The 12,934-nt window shown below is 45.3% G+C and carries 19 protein-coding genes; 15 read left to right on the forward strand and 4 right to left on the reverse strand.

All coding sequences use genetic code 11. The annotated features are described in order from the left end of the window. The first annotated feature begins 339 nt into the window (after positions 1-339). From DRW41_RS04175 to DRW41_RS22840, 4 genes are all read left to right on the forward strand, one after another. Positions 340-1,191, forward strand: coding sequence for an STAS domain-containing protein (locus DRW41_RS04175; protein ID WP_115450679.1), 852 nt, complete (start codon positions 340-342; stop codon positions 1,189-1,191). Positions 1,192-1,293: 102 nt separating this feature from the next. Further along, the gene (locus DRW41_RS04180; protein WP_115450680.1) at positions 1,294-2,133 is read left to right on the forward strand and encodes an EamA family transporter; all 840 of its coding nucleotides are present in this window, start codon (positions 1,294-1,296) and stop codon (positions 2,131-2,133) included. 230 nt (positions 2,134-2,363) lie between these two features. Next, positions 2,364-2,597, forward strand: a complete 234-nt coding sequence (locus DRW41_RS04185; RefSeq protein WP_181884399.1) for a chaperone NapD — start codon at positions 2,364-2,366, stop codon at positions 2,595-2,597. A 71-nt stretch (positions 2,598-2,668) separates the two neighbouring features. Next, positions 2,669-2,824: a hypothetical protein gene (locus DRW41_RS22840; RefSeq protein ID WP_181884400.1), complete on the forward strand. Its 156-nt coding sequence runs from the start codon at positions 2,669-2,671 to the stop codon at positions 2,822-2,824. Between the two features lie 32 nt (positions 2,825-2,856). Here the strand turns inward: DRW41_RS22840 and DRW41_RS04190 are convergent, their stop codons facing one another. Next, a complete protein-coding gene (locus DRW41_RS04190) occupies positions 2,857-3,120 on the reverse strand; it encodes a phage holin family protein (protein ID WP_115450682.1) in 264 nt (87 codons plus the stop codon). 113 nt (positions 3,121-3,233) lie between these two features. Next, positions 3,234-3,509, reverse strand: coding sequence for a phage holin family protein (locus tag DRW41_RS04195; RefSeq protein ID WP_342771977.1), 276 nt, complete (start codon positions 3,507-3,509; stop codon positions 3,234-3,236). A 121-nt stretch (positions 3,510-3,630) separates the two neighbouring features. On the opposite strand from DRW41_RS04195, the gene DRW41_RS04200 reads away from it, so the two are divergent. Genes DRW41_RS04200 through DRW41_RS04210 form a run of 3 tightly spaced genes read left to right on the forward strand, consistent with a single transcriptional unit; the run spans position 3,631 to position 5,164 of the window. After that, positions 3,631-4,518, forward strand: coding sequence for an acyltransferase family protein (locus DRW41_RS04200; RefSeq protein WP_115450684.1), 888 nt, complete (start codon positions 3,631-3,633; stop codon positions 4,516-4,518). A gap of 12 nt (positions 4,519-4,530) precedes the next feature. After that, complete coding sequence (locus tag DRW41_RS04205; RefSeq protein WP_115450685.1) at positions 4,531-4,830, forward strand: hypothetical protein; 300 nt, start codon at positions 4,531-4,533, stop codon at positions 4,828-4,830. Position 4,831: 1 nt separating this feature from the next. Then, on the forward strand, positions 4,832-5,164 hold the full coding sequence (locus tag DRW41_RS04210; RefSeq protein ID WP_115450686.1) for a hypothetical protein: 333 nt from the start codon (positions 4,832-4,834) through the stop codon (positions 5,162-5,164). Between the two features lie 159 nt (positions 5,165-5,323). Here the strand turns inward: DRW41_RS04210 and DRW41_RS04215 are convergent, their stop codons facing one another. After that, complete coding sequence (locus DRW41_RS04215; protein ID WP_115450687.1) at positions 5,324-5,779, reverse strand: NUDIX hydrolase; 456 nt, start codon at positions 5,777-5,779, stop codon at positions 5,324-5,326. A gap of 67 nt (positions 5,780-5,846) precedes the next feature. Between DRW41_RS04215 and DRW41_RS04220 the strand changes: the two genes are divergently transcribed. From DRW41_RS04220 to DRW41_RS04250, 7 genes are all read left to right on the forward strand, one after another. Then, positions 5,847-6,113 (forward strand): nitronate monooxygenase, encoded by a 267-nt coding sequence (locus DRW41_RS04220; protein ID WP_115450688.1) that lies wholly within the window; start codon positions 5,847-5,849, stop codon positions 6,111-6,113. A 131-nt stretch (positions 6,114-6,244) separates the two neighbouring features. Beyond that, positions 6,245-6,463: a DUF1659 domain-containing protein gene (locus tag DRW41_RS04225; RefSeq protein WP_115450689.1), complete on the forward strand. Its 219-nt coding sequence runs from the start codon at positions 6,245-6,247 to the stop codon at positions 6,461-6,463. Between the two features lie 37 nt (positions 6,464-6,500). Then, positions 6,501-6,719, forward strand: a complete 219-nt coding sequence (locus DRW41_RS04230) for a DUF2922 domain-containing protein (RefSeq protein WP_115450690.1) — start codon at positions 6,501-6,503, stop codon at positions 6,717-6,719. A gap of 93 nt (positions 6,720-6,812) precedes the next feature. After that, a complete protein-coding gene (locus DRW41_RS04235; RefSeq protein ID WP_115450691.1) occupies positions 6,813-6,956 on the forward strand; it encodes a YvrJ family protein in 144 nt (47 codons plus the stop codon). 166 nt (positions 6,957-7,122) lie between these two features. Then, positions 7,123-7,323, forward strand: a complete 201-nt coding sequence (locus DRW41_RS04240; protein WP_115450692.1) for a cold-shock protein — start codon at positions 7,123-7,125, stop codon at positions 7,321-7,323. A 224-nt stretch (positions 7,324-7,547) separates the two neighbouring features. Next, positions 7,548-8,696 carry an exonuclease SbcCD subunit D gene (locus DRW41_RS04245; protein WP_115450693.1) on the forward strand — a complete coding sequence of 383 codons (1,149 nt, stop codon included), beginning with the start codon at positions 7,548-7,550 and terminating at the stop codon, positions 8,694-8,696. Further along, the gene (locus tag DRW41_RS04250) at positions 8,693-11,830 is read left to right on the forward strand and encodes an AAA family ATPase (RefSeq protein WP_115450694.1); all 3,138 of its coding nucleotides are present in this window, start codon (positions 8,693-8,695) and stop codon (positions 11,828-11,830) included. Before DRW41_RS04245 ends, DRW41_RS04250 begins: the two co-directional genes overlap by 4 nt. A 140-nt stretch (positions 11,831-11,970) precedes the next feature. On the opposite strand, the gene DRW41_RS04255 is transcribed toward DRW41_RS04250, so the two are convergent. Then, positions 11,971-12,450 carry a GNAT family N-acetyltransferase gene (locus DRW41_RS04255; protein WP_115450695.1) on the reverse strand — a complete coding sequence of 160 codons (480 nt, stop codon included), beginning with the start codon at positions 12,448-12,450 and terminating at the stop codon, positions 11,971-11,973. 138 nt (positions 12,451-12,588) lie between these two features. Between DRW41_RS04255 and DRW41_RS04260 the strand changes: the two genes are divergently transcribed. Further along, positions 12,589-12,900, forward strand: coding sequence for a hypothetical protein (locus tag DRW41_RS04260; protein ID WP_115450696.1), 312 nt, complete (start codon positions 12,589-12,591; stop codon positions 12,898-12,900). The last annotated feature ends 34 nt before the right edge of the window (positions 12,901-12,934 follow it).

A 12,934-nucleotide genomic window follows, 5' to 3' on the forward strand; every position in this document is an offset into this window, starting at 1 on the left:
GAATACGATGAAGCCCTTAACCTTGTTCACTTTCTCATCTCCTTTTCTAGAAAACAATTATGTTCAATTAATCACAAACATAACTTTGAATGCCCGATACCGTTTGTTTAAATTATAGTCAGGCTACATAATGTGATATTTGTCACACTTTTGAAGTCAACGCTATTCTACCATAGAAGTTCATGGCGGTTTACTAGGTAATTGTGAACAATATATGAAAACATTAATTGTAAAATAATTTCCTTACACTTCCTAAAAAGTGGTCAAAAAATCGAATTATTTGTGAAACTTCCATAATGCTTGTAACATATATAATAATTTAATTGTTTGGAGGCTTTTATGGAAAAAGAGGTAAATCTTCTTGGGGAAAAATTGTCCGGGCGGAGGTTTGATATTGCAAGAAAAGTACATGACATCAGGCTATCGGAGGCTTCATTCGAGCAGAGGCAGCTTATATCCTCTATTATAAATGAGGAAGAGATCATTAAGATAAGGGCCAATTTCATATCACTGTTCGCCGAATCCCTTACCGACGGGGTAAGCGAGGAAGAAGCATACCGCCGGATTGAAAAATGGGGAAAAGAAACAGGCGAATATATATATGGCTTGGGAATCCCACTTGATGAGGCACTGAAGGATACGAGCTATTACCGGGCTTTTATTAGAGATGTTTTGGAAGAGGAAATTGTGAAACACAACTTGTCCATCAAAACAGTTTTTGCTGTCTCCAGGAAAATCGATCCGCTCCTGGATCATGCGGTCTACTGTTTTAGCCTTACATATGTTCATTATTATAAGAAGAATCTCGATGCATCGAAAACCGCGTTCCTTGAGCTTTCTGTCCCTGTTGTGCCGCTAATGAACGGAATCGCGATCCTTCCCCTTATTGGGAACATCGATACGGAAAGGGCTCAGTTGATTATGGAGGAGGCTCTCCAGGAAGCTGTCAAGCTTAAGCTGACAATGCTGATCATTGACCTATCGGGCGTGATGATCGTCGACACGATGGTGGCCGACCAATTGTTTAAGGTTATCAGCGCGCTTGAACTGCTCGGCGTCAAATCGATCCTTACAGGAATCCGGCCAGAAATTGCCCAAACGGTCATCAAGATGGGCATTGATTTCAGGAATGTTGATATTAAGGTGAATCTTCAACAGGCATTTAAAGAGCTGGATAAGGAAGGCAAGTAATGTTCATAAATTTTTAAATAAATTGCTCTCGCTTTTTCTCTCTTCATTTACTATACTTAAATAGGTTTAAACCATTACATAGTTTAAGAGAGAAGGCTCGGCATGTGGTTCATGGGGGCGATCCTGACAACAGTTTGTTTCGGGGTCAATAACGCAATTTTTAAATGGAGTACCGGAAAAGGATATTCCAAAGTTTTGCTGCAATTTTTCTTTTATGTAACCGCTTTTTTACTGTCGCTGGGATACGGAATGGCAGCCGGAGGGCTAAAAGCTTCTTTTCTATCCATCCTGCTCGGCGCGGCAATCGGGATCTTGAATGCGAATGGAAATATTCAGATGTCGAAAGCTTATGAGAAGGGGCCTGCGAGCCTGACTTCGCCAATCATTTCATCGAATGCTGTGTTTCCCGTCCTAAGCGCGGCTATTATTTTCCATGAGCATATCAGCCCAATGCAATGGGGCGGCATCCTGATTATCCTTTCATCTGTTGCCGCAATCCAGTATACTCCGGTAAGCGGAAAAGGTAAGTCCGATTATTATGCCTGGATTTACAGGATTGTCCTCGCTGTTTTATCATTTGGGACACTTGGAATCCTGATGAAGCTTTCATCGACCATGGGCATCAGTTCTATCAGCATACTCGTTTCAATGTATGGCGGTGGCTGCATCTATTTATTGATCATCATTCTTGCCGGAAAGGAACGGGCAAGGCAACGAGAAATGAAATTGGGTGCGATCATCGGCTTGATCAGCATTGCAGGCTACAGCAGCTATTTTTTCGCGTTGAAGACCGGAATCGCAAGCATTGTCTTCCCGTTAATCAGCCTCAATTGTTTAATTGTCGTATTTGCCGGATGCATCCTTTTTAAGGAAAAAATCCGCGCATATCAGCTGGTCGGCGTCCTATCGGCCATTTTAGGCATTGTACTGATAAAAATCTAAGTTTTAAAAGCAATGTAAACAAAATATACGTTTTCAGGCTTCTAGCAAATACGCGGGAAGCCTTTTTTCTGCTGACATGATGTTTAAAGCATTTTTTGAAAAAATAATCATTTCGCCATAACTTTTTGAATGAAATGTTAACATATCGGATTCCATCTATGAATCAGCCTTATGGTCCTATACGATATGAGTGCATAGGTTTTTCATTTAGCCAGGAAGGGGGCGAGAGCATGGTCGTATCCGGATTATACGTTGATACAATCGAAGGCAAGGCTTTATCAGCGGCAATCGCGATTAGTAAAATAAAAGGCGTAGACGTCCGACATATAGAGGAAAATAATAAGATCATGGTAACAATTGAAAGCGACACCCCCGGCCAAAACGAAACCATTTCCGACTCCCTCATACGTATTGAAGGCGTATTGGGTACATCCGTAGTGTTCAGCAATTATAAAGGAACATAAAATTCCTGTTTCTATACATGGCACCCACTGATTCGCGGCATACTAGGGAAAACCGGACATGGGGTGATCATATGGCGAAATGGAACGAACAAGGGGCGCCGAATAATAATCTTCCCCCGAAAACAATCAAAACATCCAATCTTCTTGGAAAGACGCCAGAGTTTTCCGAGGAGCTATCCGATGGCGGCGAGCGGAACAAATTTATTGAAAATAGGAAGAAACCATAAAAAAAGCGATGCGCGCCGCATCGCTTTTTATTTTATCTCCGTGACCTGTGGCATTTAATCGTTTGTTTATATAGTTGATGGATGAAGACGGCTATTGCTGCTACGATGATGCCGTTTGTCAAGGCCGCGGAAGTTAGGCCGAAAACAATGAATGCGATGATGAGGGCTACGCCGAATATGAACCAGATAACCGCGCACCTTGGAACAAATGATGAATGCTTAAGGAAATAGCCGACGATCCAGAGCACGGGAATCAAGTAAAAGAAATGGGCATGAAGAAATTGTACGAGTGGCATATGTTTCACATCCTTTCACAACACCATATGGCCAGAATAAAAAATTGGATTGTACTATATCCCATTTTTGAATAGAAAAAAGCGATGCCGCCACGCATCGCTTTACCCTCAATTCATTTTTTTCTGGAATCCAGGCTTTCCATCGTTTGCTTCAAAGTCTGATGTCCGAAAACCGCTGCCCCTGCCGCTAGTATTCCATTTAGGATGGCGTCTACGTTGAACCCAAACGCAATCCACGCCAGAACAAGGGAAATGCCGAATAGATACCAGATGATTGACCAATCAGGCACCCGCGGTGTTTTCTTTAGCGCGTAGCCAATGACCCAAAGGGCAGGAACAAGGAAATAGTAATTTTGATTAAGAAGTTTTATAAGATCCAAGTCTTTCACATCCTTTCAATTTACAATATGGATGTTATGAAAAAAGGTTTGTACACTATCCTAGTAAATTGTAAAATTAAATGTATAACTTGGAAAAAAGGGGAACTCATGGGAATTAGGGGGGGTCTTTTTGGCAAGGAAATATGATCTGGATTGGCTGCGTGTGCTCGCCACATTTGCCGTTTTTTCGTATCACATATTGATGTTTTTCAACCCGTGGCCGTGGCATGTGAAAAATGATGATACGGGCTCAATTGGCGTCCTAATTGCTTCATTGGTGATTGGGATGTGGATCATGCCGTTGTTTTTCGCGATTTCGGGCATGACAACGTCGATTTCTTTTCAGAAACGCCCAGTGAAAAGTTATGTGAAAGAGAGGCTGTCCAGGCTAGGGATTCCGCTTTTATTTGGGGTGGTTGTCCTTACCCCTCCGCAGGTGTATGCGGAAAGTATCAGCCATCAGCAATTTGACAGCAGCTTCTTGGCGTTTATGGGTCATTATTTTAATGGTCCATACCTTGATATTGGCGGGGAAGGGAATTTTGCTTTCGTCGGGCTTCATCTCTGGTATTTACTTGTCCTGCTCGTTTTTACCTTTGTAACATTGCCTCTCTTTAAGAGGATACCTGCCAAGAAAGACAGAAGTATTCCGGCGGTCGGCCTTTTGCTTTTCGCGGTTTTGCCATTGGCAGCGGCAGCATCACTAGTGGACATTGTGAATCTAGGCGGATACGATATCGCTTTTTATCTGGTTATCTTTTTATATGGCTATTATTATTTTTCAACAGAATCATTTGTGAGGATCACTGAAAAACATTTTGTCCTGAATATCCTTGTGGCGGTTTTGGCAACTAGTCTATATATCCTTTTATATATGCAGTCCTTATATGGCGGTGGATTTTCTGAACGGCTCGCGTTCTGGGGAACCAAAGCTGCCGCGAGCTATTTCACTATGATGGTGTTCTTTACGCTTGCCCGAAGGCATCTAACGGGAAAGAACAAATTCCTTGTATACTGAAATGAAGCATCCATGCCGTTTTATGTCCTTCATCAGCCGGTCATTGTCGGAATCGGCATCTTTCTTGCCGATTTAGGCTTAGGACTTGGCCTGAAACTGCCCGTGTTGGCAGTAGGGGCCTTCGCCATTATCATGGCCATCTACCACTTTGCTGTAAGAAGAATCAATATCCTCCGACTCTTGCTTGGCATGAAGGGGAAGCAAACGGGAGATACCCTCTTTAAGCCTGCTGCAGGGAGATTGGAAAATGATTGGCGGTGGTTCCGAGTCTGGTTTGTTATATTAAAGTTAATAGCAGGTAAGGGGGAGTAAATTGAAGGGTAAAAAGATGATCATCTTTCTGGTGGCACTTGTCGTGGAAGTAATTATTACATACGCGGTTGCAGCGAAATTTTCGGTCCGTTTTATTGAAGTCATGTTTTTCATCGGCCTTGCCTTTACGGCCCTGTCTTTTTATTTTTCGAGCAGCGGTGGAACTACATCCGATTTTGGAAACTTGTCCACGAGCGCCCAGACCGGCCTGATTCAAAAGAGGCAGGAGTTCATATTCAGGAGGGGGCCAATCTTTACTGCCTCGGCACTCTTTATGGGTATCGGCCTGATTTTCTTTATTTTGCTGGTTTCGGGTAAAATACCGCCTGCTTAATTGATGGCCGCCACTGAAGCCCGGGGGAAACTCCGGGCTAATTTTAAAGGACTTTTTTAAATAGCTTTGTTAAACAATAATGACTTAAAACAAGGACACCATATCGGGTCCTTGTCTTAAGTCATTATTAAAGATATGCTCACGTTGAATAAGGGCGATTTAAATTAATTGCTCATTAAACACGCTAATTGGGTGAATTTTCTCTTCTAATAAGTTATGAATTATTTGCTTCATTACCCTGTGTTCTCGTAAGTCTTTGTTTTCAAATGCTGCAAGTTCATTTACTTTTATCCACTTGCTGTCGGAAATTACACCTTCTTCGAGATTTAGAGAACCTCCTGTAACCTCACCGACAAAATGGAATAAAATAACTTGATTGTTTGTACTACTAACAAAATTATATACACCAGTAGTACCAATTAGTTTTACATCAAACCCAGTTTCCTCTTTAGCTTCCCTCTGAGCTGAGTAGAGAATGTCCTCACCGTTTTCGACGTGACCACTTGGAAAGTTCCACTTATCAAGTGCAGTAGGTTTATTCTCTTTTATAATCAAGACTTTATCGCCATTAAAGATTGACACACTTGCTACTAAAACGATTCCTTCTTCCGACATCTGAGTTCTCCCCAATTCCCTCTTAAAATTAATTTATTTCTATTATACCTGTTTAGCTTTCTTTCAAATGATATTTTCTGGTAAGTGGGCAAGAGGAATTAAAAATAAATTTGTTGTAGAGATGCAAAGAAACGAAGGGCTATTTCCGGATTTCCCTATTCAAAACACGCTAACCCAGGAGATAAGGAAGACTGCGAGTGCCAAAAATAATCCCGACTTTCTATCGCTTTGGTCCGGTCAAAGTCCAACGTTAGCCAAAAATCAAACCGTTGAATCATTAATACAAAGTATTATTGCAGAAGCAAAAAAGATAGGTTCTGTGGAGGCAAGGTAAATTCTAAAATACATCCAAAACCTAGCCCCAAAAGCTAGGTTTTATGTTTTAAGAGGAAAGCTTTTTTTAAAATACCATGTCCATTCCAGCCTTCCAATCCCTATATAAAGGGTGAAAGGAGGTGATGGACAATGGCACAGGCACTGCTGGCTGATTCTAAACTGCGCCTCGTTTTTGAAACAGGCGTGAATGAAAAGGGGGAACCGATTTTTAAGTCGAAAACGTTCAGCAATCTGAAGACGGAGGCAACTCCAAACCAGATGCACCAGGCCGCCTCGGCGATCTCCGCCCTATGCGCGGACCCATTAAGCGTTGTTGAACGGAACGACCGCTCCGAAATCCTCGGTTAATTTGTAAAAAATTAAAATAGGCGGGAGGTGATCTAGGATGGCCAAAACACTGGAGCTAAGCTTTATGACGGAAGCAGGCAAGGTTTCGAGGCTGACAATCGATAACCCGAAGGAACCAATCGATCCGGCAGTTGTCAAATTATCGATGCAGCAAATCATTGCGTCAGGCATTTTTGCAACGCCTAACGGTAATTACACCGCAGTTGAAGGGGCTAGGGTAATCGAACGCAATGTAACCGACTACGAAATCGTGTAATAAAGGAGGGAGCCGGTTTCGAAATGGAGCCGGCTTCTTTTTTGAAGAAATGTGAGTTTCGTTATACAAAAAAGAGGGAATGGAGGTAGGCAAATGGATCAGATAATCCCGATTATTAGCGAAGTCGGCTTTCCAATCGCGGTAACGCTATACCTGCTGTACCGGATTGAAACACGCCTCGACCTGGTCGTCCAGTCGATCCAAGACTTGCCGCAAATGCTCAGCGACCGCCTCTAAAGGCTGATAAATCACCTACAATTTTACATTACTGAAGGAATATGGTATAGTTTATAATGCCGTTAAACGGTTTGGCGCTTCGGAATATGGATTTCGCGGCACGCTGAAAAGTCTGATGGCGAAATTAACACGTGGCCCCATTTGGCCAATAGGAGGATTTTGTTACATGAAAAACGGTAAAGTTAAATGGTTTAACGCAGAAAAAGGTTTTGGCTTCATCGAGACAGAGGATGGCAACGACGTATTCGTGCACTTCTCTGCAATCCAATCCGAAGGCTTTAAATCCCTTGAGGAAGGCCAGGAAGTTTCTTTCGAAGTTGTCGAAGGAGCACGAGGCCCTCAGGCAGCCAACGTAACGAAATTATAATAGCCAGACCCAATAAGGAACAGCCAGGCCGAGCGCCCGGCTGTTTTTGTATGGAAAAAATTCATAAGCGGAAGGCCAGTGCTTCCCTTCGTGGTATAATTTGGATAAACAAATTATCCTAACTCGACAGAATCCTCGGAAATACCTAATTTTGGTTTTGTAAGCAGTGTGGAGTATTGTCTTATAATGATAGAATACAAGAAATTATTTAAGAGGTGGGGAATATGAAGTTTATTCATACGGCGGATTGGCATCTTGGCAAACTTGTCCACGGCGTATACATGACCGGCCATCAGCGGGAGGCGCTAGACCAATTCGTCCAACTGGTCGAAGAGGAAAAGCCGGATGCCGTTGTAATTGCGGGTGATTTGTACGACAGGTCCGTTCCGCCAGTCGAAGCGGTCAATTTACTGGACGAAATGCTTTTTAAACTGAATGTCGAGTTGAAAACGCCGATTGTGTCGATCGCCGGGAACCATGACAGCGCTGATCGCCTCTCATTCGGTAGTTCATGGTACAGGCACAGCCACTTTTATTTAAGCGGGAAACTGACCGATAGCTTTAAACCTGTACATATCAATGGCGTTAATTTTTACCTTGTCCCTTATGCTGAACCCGGGGCGGTCAAAGAATTACTTGATGACCATTCAATCCATACCCATCACGATGCAATGAAGGCGCTCGTCGGAAGGATTGAGGAAGAACTCAACCCGAAAGAGCCGAATGTGTTTGTCGGACATGCCTTCGTGACCGGCGGGGAAACTTGCGAATCCGAGCGGCTTTTGTCCGTGGGTGCTTCCGGCTCTGTCGGCGCGGAGTTGTTTGCTCCATTCTCCTACACCGCGCTTGGCCATCTTCATAGCCCAAATGCGATTCGCCATGAGACGATTAAATATTCGGGATCACTATTAAAATATTCTTTTTCCGAAGCGAAGCATAGAAAGTCCGTTTCGATCATTGAGATGGAGGACAATGGCACCTTCACCATCCGTGAACGGAATCTAACACCTTCAAAAGATATGCGCGAGCTTGAAGGCTATCTGGATGAACTGCTCGACACATCTTTTTATGAAAAACAGAAGTGTGATGACTATCTGAAAGTGACTCTTCTTGATGAAGGGGCGATTCTCGACCCGATGGGCAAGCTGCGCCAGGTTTACCCATATGTCATGCATCTCGAAAGGAAAGCCGACCTCGCCGACCAAAGGCGGAATCAAGGTTTTTCAATCGGCGACAGCCAAAAAAAGAAATCCGAACTTGATTTGTTTGAGCAATTTTACAAGGAAATGACCGCCCAGGATTTTACCGATGAGAAAAAATCGGTTGTAGCCGGCGTCATCGAAACCGCTGTTAAGGAGGAAATGCCAGTATGAGGCCGATTACGTTGACAATGCAGGCTTTCGGGCCTTATGCGGGCACGGAAACAATCCATTTCTCTTCGCTCGGCAACAGGACGATGTTTGTTATTTCCGGAAAAACCGGATCCGGCAAAACAACGATTTTCGATGCAATCAGCTATGCGATTTACGGGAAAGCAAGTGGCGAGGACAGGACCGGGGCCGATTTGCGGAGCCAGTTTGCCAAGGATGATGTTATAACGGAGGTTTCCCTCGAATTTTCGCTGCGGGACAAGCGCTACATTATCGTCCGCACGCCCCAGCAGGAAAGGCGGAAGGAACGTGGCGAGGGGACAAGGACGCTTCCGGCGACTGCCACCCTCTATATGGTCGACGGGCAGGGCCGCCAGCAGCTTCTCGCGTCTAAAGTGACCGAGGTAGAAGAACGGATTAAGGAAATCATGTTGATTGACAGCAATCAGTTCAGGCAAATCCTGATGATTCCGCAAGGTGAATTCCGTAAATTGCTGACGTCCGACAGCAAGGACAAGGAAGTCATCCTCCAGCGCCTTTTCCACACGCAAATCTACAAGCTCGTCGAGGAAAAACTTCGGAATGAAGCCCAGGATTTGAAAAAGAAAGTCGAAGACAGGATTGCAAAAAGAAGCGATGAACTGAAACGGATTCAGGCATCTTTCAACGAGGAATTGATTGCCCTCTTGGAAGCCGGAAGTGTAAACGACAACCTTATTCTTCCGATGCTTGCGGATGAAATCAGCGAAATGGCGGCGGAGATCGATGTTCTCACGGAAAGGGTATCTGCCAAACGGGAAGAACAGGACAAGCTGAAGCAGCACTATTTTGCGGCGGAGGCTATTTTGAAGCAGTTCCGGGACAAGGAAGCGCTTGAAGCGAAGAAGCAAATGCTTGAAAGCCGGAAGGACCTTTTCCTTGAAAAAGAAAAGCAGAATGCCCTTGCAAGGAAGGCGGCGCTGCTTGCTTCGCAGGAGGAGCTTTGCCACCGTTTGAAAAAAGAAGTCGATGGCGCGCGGGTGTCCGTTTCAGGTCTTGAGGAAAGCCTGAAACGCCTAATGGAATTGAAGGCAGCTAGGGAAAGGGAGTACGAGCTAGAAAAAAATCGGGAGAAGGAACGCCAGGATCTTCTGGAACAGGCAAACAAGCTTTTGAACATGAAAGACGATGTGCATTCCTTCGCGGACGTCCAGGAGAATCTCTCAAGGGCAGAGTCAATGCTCGAGCAGAAAAAGTCCCGGCTCGCCGTGGTTGAATCCAGGCTCGCTGAAACCGAGCGGGAGGAAAAGGCGCTTCTTTTAAAAAAGGTTGAAATTGACCAGGCGAAAATTGCTAAGGTTGAAAATGAGCGAAGCTTCGAGAAAGTGGAAAACACGCTTGGTTTGCTTGTGAAACTTGAGGGACTGAAGGGTAGGTCCGCTCAGGCATCCTCTGAACTGGAAAGGAAAAAGACAGCCTTCGTGTCAGCGGAAAACGGATTCCTTGAAGCAAGGCGGCTTGTTGAGCAGCTTGAAGAGAGATGGCTGAAGGGCCAGGCGTCAATCTTGGCTGCCACGATTGAAGCGGGTGACCCATGCCCTGTTTGCGGGTCAAACCATCACCCGGCCCCTGCGCACGGTACAGGGGAAGACATTCCGGATGAACAGGCGCTGAGGCTCGCCAAGCAGCAGGCATCCCGGGTTGAGCAGGATAAAGTGAAGGCGGAAACCGCCTATCTAGAAGCCAAATCGGCTGCGTCCAGGCTTTCGGAAGATGTTGAAGCTGCGACGAGCGAACTAGGAATAAACGCACCTGGCTTCATTTCCGAAGGCGAAGAAACTTTCCGAGTATCGCTGCTTGACGAGAAAAAGGCGCTCTCAACGGCGAAAGAACAGATTGCTTCGATTCTTTCTCAGGAAACGAATGTCGCAAAGCAGTTAAGCGGTATGGAAGAAACAAAGGGATCCATGCAGAAAGAACTTGAAGGATTGCGGGGGGAAATTGGTGACCTTTCTGTCCGCATTGCCGAGCTCAAGGTGCAGTTTAACAGGATGCTTGCCATTGTCCCTGAAGGGCTTCGCTCGGTGCCCGTGTATGAAAAAACGCTTAAAGATGTAAGGAGCCGCCACGAACAGCTAGTAAAGCAGCTTGAGCAGGCACAAAAACTTTTCCAGGATGTGGTGGAAAAATCTGGCGCAGAGGCAGCCCGTCTCGACGATGCACGGGGTTATTTTGCGAAAAAGGAGAAGGAGCTCGCCGATGAGCGTGAAAGCTTTAGGACGCAAATGTACGCGCGCGGGTTTAAAAATTATTCCGCATACGAGAGTGCAAGACTTAGGGAAGAAGAAATCGCAAGGGTTGAAGAGGAAGTAAGAACATATAACGAAGAAGTGAAGGTTTGCGCGGAGCTGCTGGCGGAGCTTTCCGCAAAACTTGCCGGCGTGCAGCCGCCGAACCTTGAAGCCATTTCCGAGGCTCTCGCAGCACTCGCTGCTGAAATCGACAGCCTCCAAAAGCGCGGAACCGACCTTTATTTGCGAAAAAACCAGAACGAGGAAATCCAGCACCGCGTTGAGGATTTGAACCGGGAAATGAAGCAGCTTGAAGAACGGTACAGCATTGTCGGGCACCTGTCCGATATCTCAAGGGGCCAGAACTCGTACCGCCTCACATTCGAACGCTTCGTCCTCGCCGCGTTCCTTGATGATATTTTACGGGAAGCGAACGGCAGGCTATCCAAAATGACTTCCGGCCGCTTCCAGCTCCGCAGGAAAACGGACCGCTCGAAAGGAAATGTCCAGAGCGGACTTGAACTGCTCGTTTTCGACCAGTACACTTCACAGGAGCGCCATGTAAAAACGCTCTCAGGCGGCGAAAGCTTCAAGGCTGCGTTGTCGCTTGCGCTCGGTCTCGCGGATGTCGTACAGGCGAACGCGGGCGGCGTATCACTTGAAACGATGTTCATCGACGAAGGGTTCGGTACGCTTGACCCCGAATCGCTCGAACAGGCAATCGACGCGCTGATTGATATCCAGTCGAGCGGCAGGTTAGTCGGCATCATCTCGCACGTACCTGAGTTGAAAGAACGAATTGACGCCAGGCTCGAAGTAACCTCAACCCAATCCGGCAGCAAAACCGAGTTTGTGATCGGGGTATAATAAGGAATAAATTAAAAGATGAAGACCGTTTCAAAGGGTTTCCGGCCTCGAAACGGTCTTCACTCTATTGCTAACATCGATAAATCCTCGAACTGGTTCTTCCAAACTGGCTTTTCATTAAATTGCCCTTCAAATTCTCATCATCGGCAGGCAGTTTCAAACTCCTGGATAGTTCTCCGTTTGTCATCGCTTGATTCACTATAATTTCCATTTGTATACAGACCGATTACTTTACGCCAAAATGCCTTTGCCGGGCCGTTGGCTTCGATTTGTGTAATCCGCCACTTGCCGGGAAACATCGCGAATAATTTTACAGCAGCCTGCCTCCCGTATCCAAAGCCATTGTATTTCCGGATGACGTGGAACTCCTCGATTGAATTTGGACGTCCTTCATTCCCTGTTGCAACAAGAGCGAACCCTATAAGTTCCTCGCCAAGTTTAATGAAAAATGGATGGCGGCAGGGGTCATCCCAATAAGCTGATAAGTCAAAATGCCTGTATGTTCCGTCTGGTTCCAATTTGATTTCGGGCTTCAATGCCGCGAATTCGTAAATGTAAAATTGCATTAAATGATGGAGCGTTTCTTCTTTTATTTTTTCTACTCTAACAAGATTGACCATCGATTTTCCCCCTCAATGGTTGTATTCGCCTGCCTGAAAAGAAAATCCTTCCTGGTTTGAATTTTTACAAAAACGGCTAAGTATTAAGCAACGATGGAGATTCACATTCTGCTTCATACAATGAGAGGAGAATTCCATATGAAAATTGTATATGGATTAATGACAGACACAGGAAGCGGTAATGAATTTTTATATGACCTTGGGGTCTGGGAGACTGAGGAATCGGCCAATGAATATTTGGCGAACAAGCTCCCGCACTCTACCGGTATCTGGGTCGAGAAAATTGAAATCAATGATGCTTCTCCGGAACAACTCATTCCGATAACCGAAAAGATGATTGAGTGCAGCCAGTGCGGAATCGAGTATAGCCCGGAAGATATCCATGTCATTGAAGGCCTGGAGGTTTGCCTCGACTGTGAACCTGCATTTAAGCAAAATTTGACTGGCTGATTTGAATAAAAGCAAAAAGGATGGCGGCGGCCAT

Origin of the sequence: Neobacillus piezotolerans, assembly GCF_003362805.1 — a bacterium.
GTDB classification, from domain to species: domain Bacteria; phylum Bacillota; class Bacilli; order Bacillales; family Cytobacillaceae; genus Bacillus_D; species Bacillus_D piezotolerans.

Coding starts and splice junctions, on each gene's coding strand:
- DRW41_RS22840 (WP_181884400.1), top strand. CDS start 2,669: ATGGCGAAATGGAACGAACAAGGGGCGCCGAATAATAATCTTCCCCCG.
- DRW41_RS04235 (WP_115450691.1), top strand. CDS start 6,813: ATGGATCAGATAATCCCGATTATTAGCGAAGTCGGCTTTCCAATCGCG.
- DRW41_RS04185 (WP_181884399.1), top strand. CDS start 2,364: ATGGTCGTATCCGGATTATACGTTGATACAATCGAAGGCAAGGCTTTA.
- DRW41_RS04175 (WP_115450679.1), top strand. CDS start 340: ATGGAAAAAGAGGTAAATCTTCTTGGGGAAAAATTGTCCGGGCGGAGG.
- DRW41_RS04250 (WP_115450694.1), top strand. CDS start 8,693: ATGAGGCCGATTACGTTGACAATGCAGGCTTTCGGGCCTTATGCGGGC.
- DRW41_RS04205 (WP_115450685.1), top strand. CDS start 4,531: ATGCCGTTTTATGTCCTTCATCAGCCGGTCATTGTCGGAATCGGCATC.
- DRW41_RS04260 (WP_115450696.1), top strand. CDS start 12,589: ATGAAAATTGTATATGGATTAATGACAGACACAGGAAGCGGTAATGAA.
- DRW41_RS04220 (WP_115450688.1), top strand. CDS start 5,847: ATGATATTTTCTGGTAAGTGGGCAAGAGGAATTAAAAATAAATTTGTT.
- DRW41_RS04245 (WP_115450693.1), top strand. CDS start 7,548: ATGAAGTTTATTCATACGGCGGATTGGCATCTTGGCAAACTTGTCCAC.
- DRW41_RS04190 (WP_115450682.1), bottom strand. CDS start 3,120: ATGCCACTCGTACAATTTCTTCATGCCCATTTCTTTTACTTGATTCCC.
- DRW41_RS04180 (WP_115450680.1), top strand. CDS start 1,294: ATGTGGTTCATGGGGGCGATCCTGACAACAGTTTGTTTCGGGGTCAAT.
- DRW41_RS04240 (WP_115450692.1), top strand. CDS start 7,123: ATGAAAAACGGTAAAGTTAAATGGTTTAACGCAGAAAAAGGTTTTGGC.
- DRW41_RS04225 (WP_115450689.1), top strand. CDS start 6,245: ATGGCACAGGCACTGCTGGCTGATTCTAAACTGCGCCTCGTTTTTGAA.
- DRW41_RS04255 (WP_115450695.1), bottom strand. CDS start 12,450: ATGGTCAATCTTGTTAGAGTAGAAAAAATAAAAGAAGAAACGCTCCAT.
- DRW41_RS04230 (WP_115450690.1), top strand. CDS start 6,501: ATGGCCAAAACACTGGAGCTAAGCTTTATGACGGAAGCAGGCAAGGTT.
- DRW41_RS04215 (WP_115450687.1), bottom strand. CDS start 5,779: ATGTCGGAAGAAGGAATCGTTTTAGTAGCAAGTGTGTCAATCTTTAAT.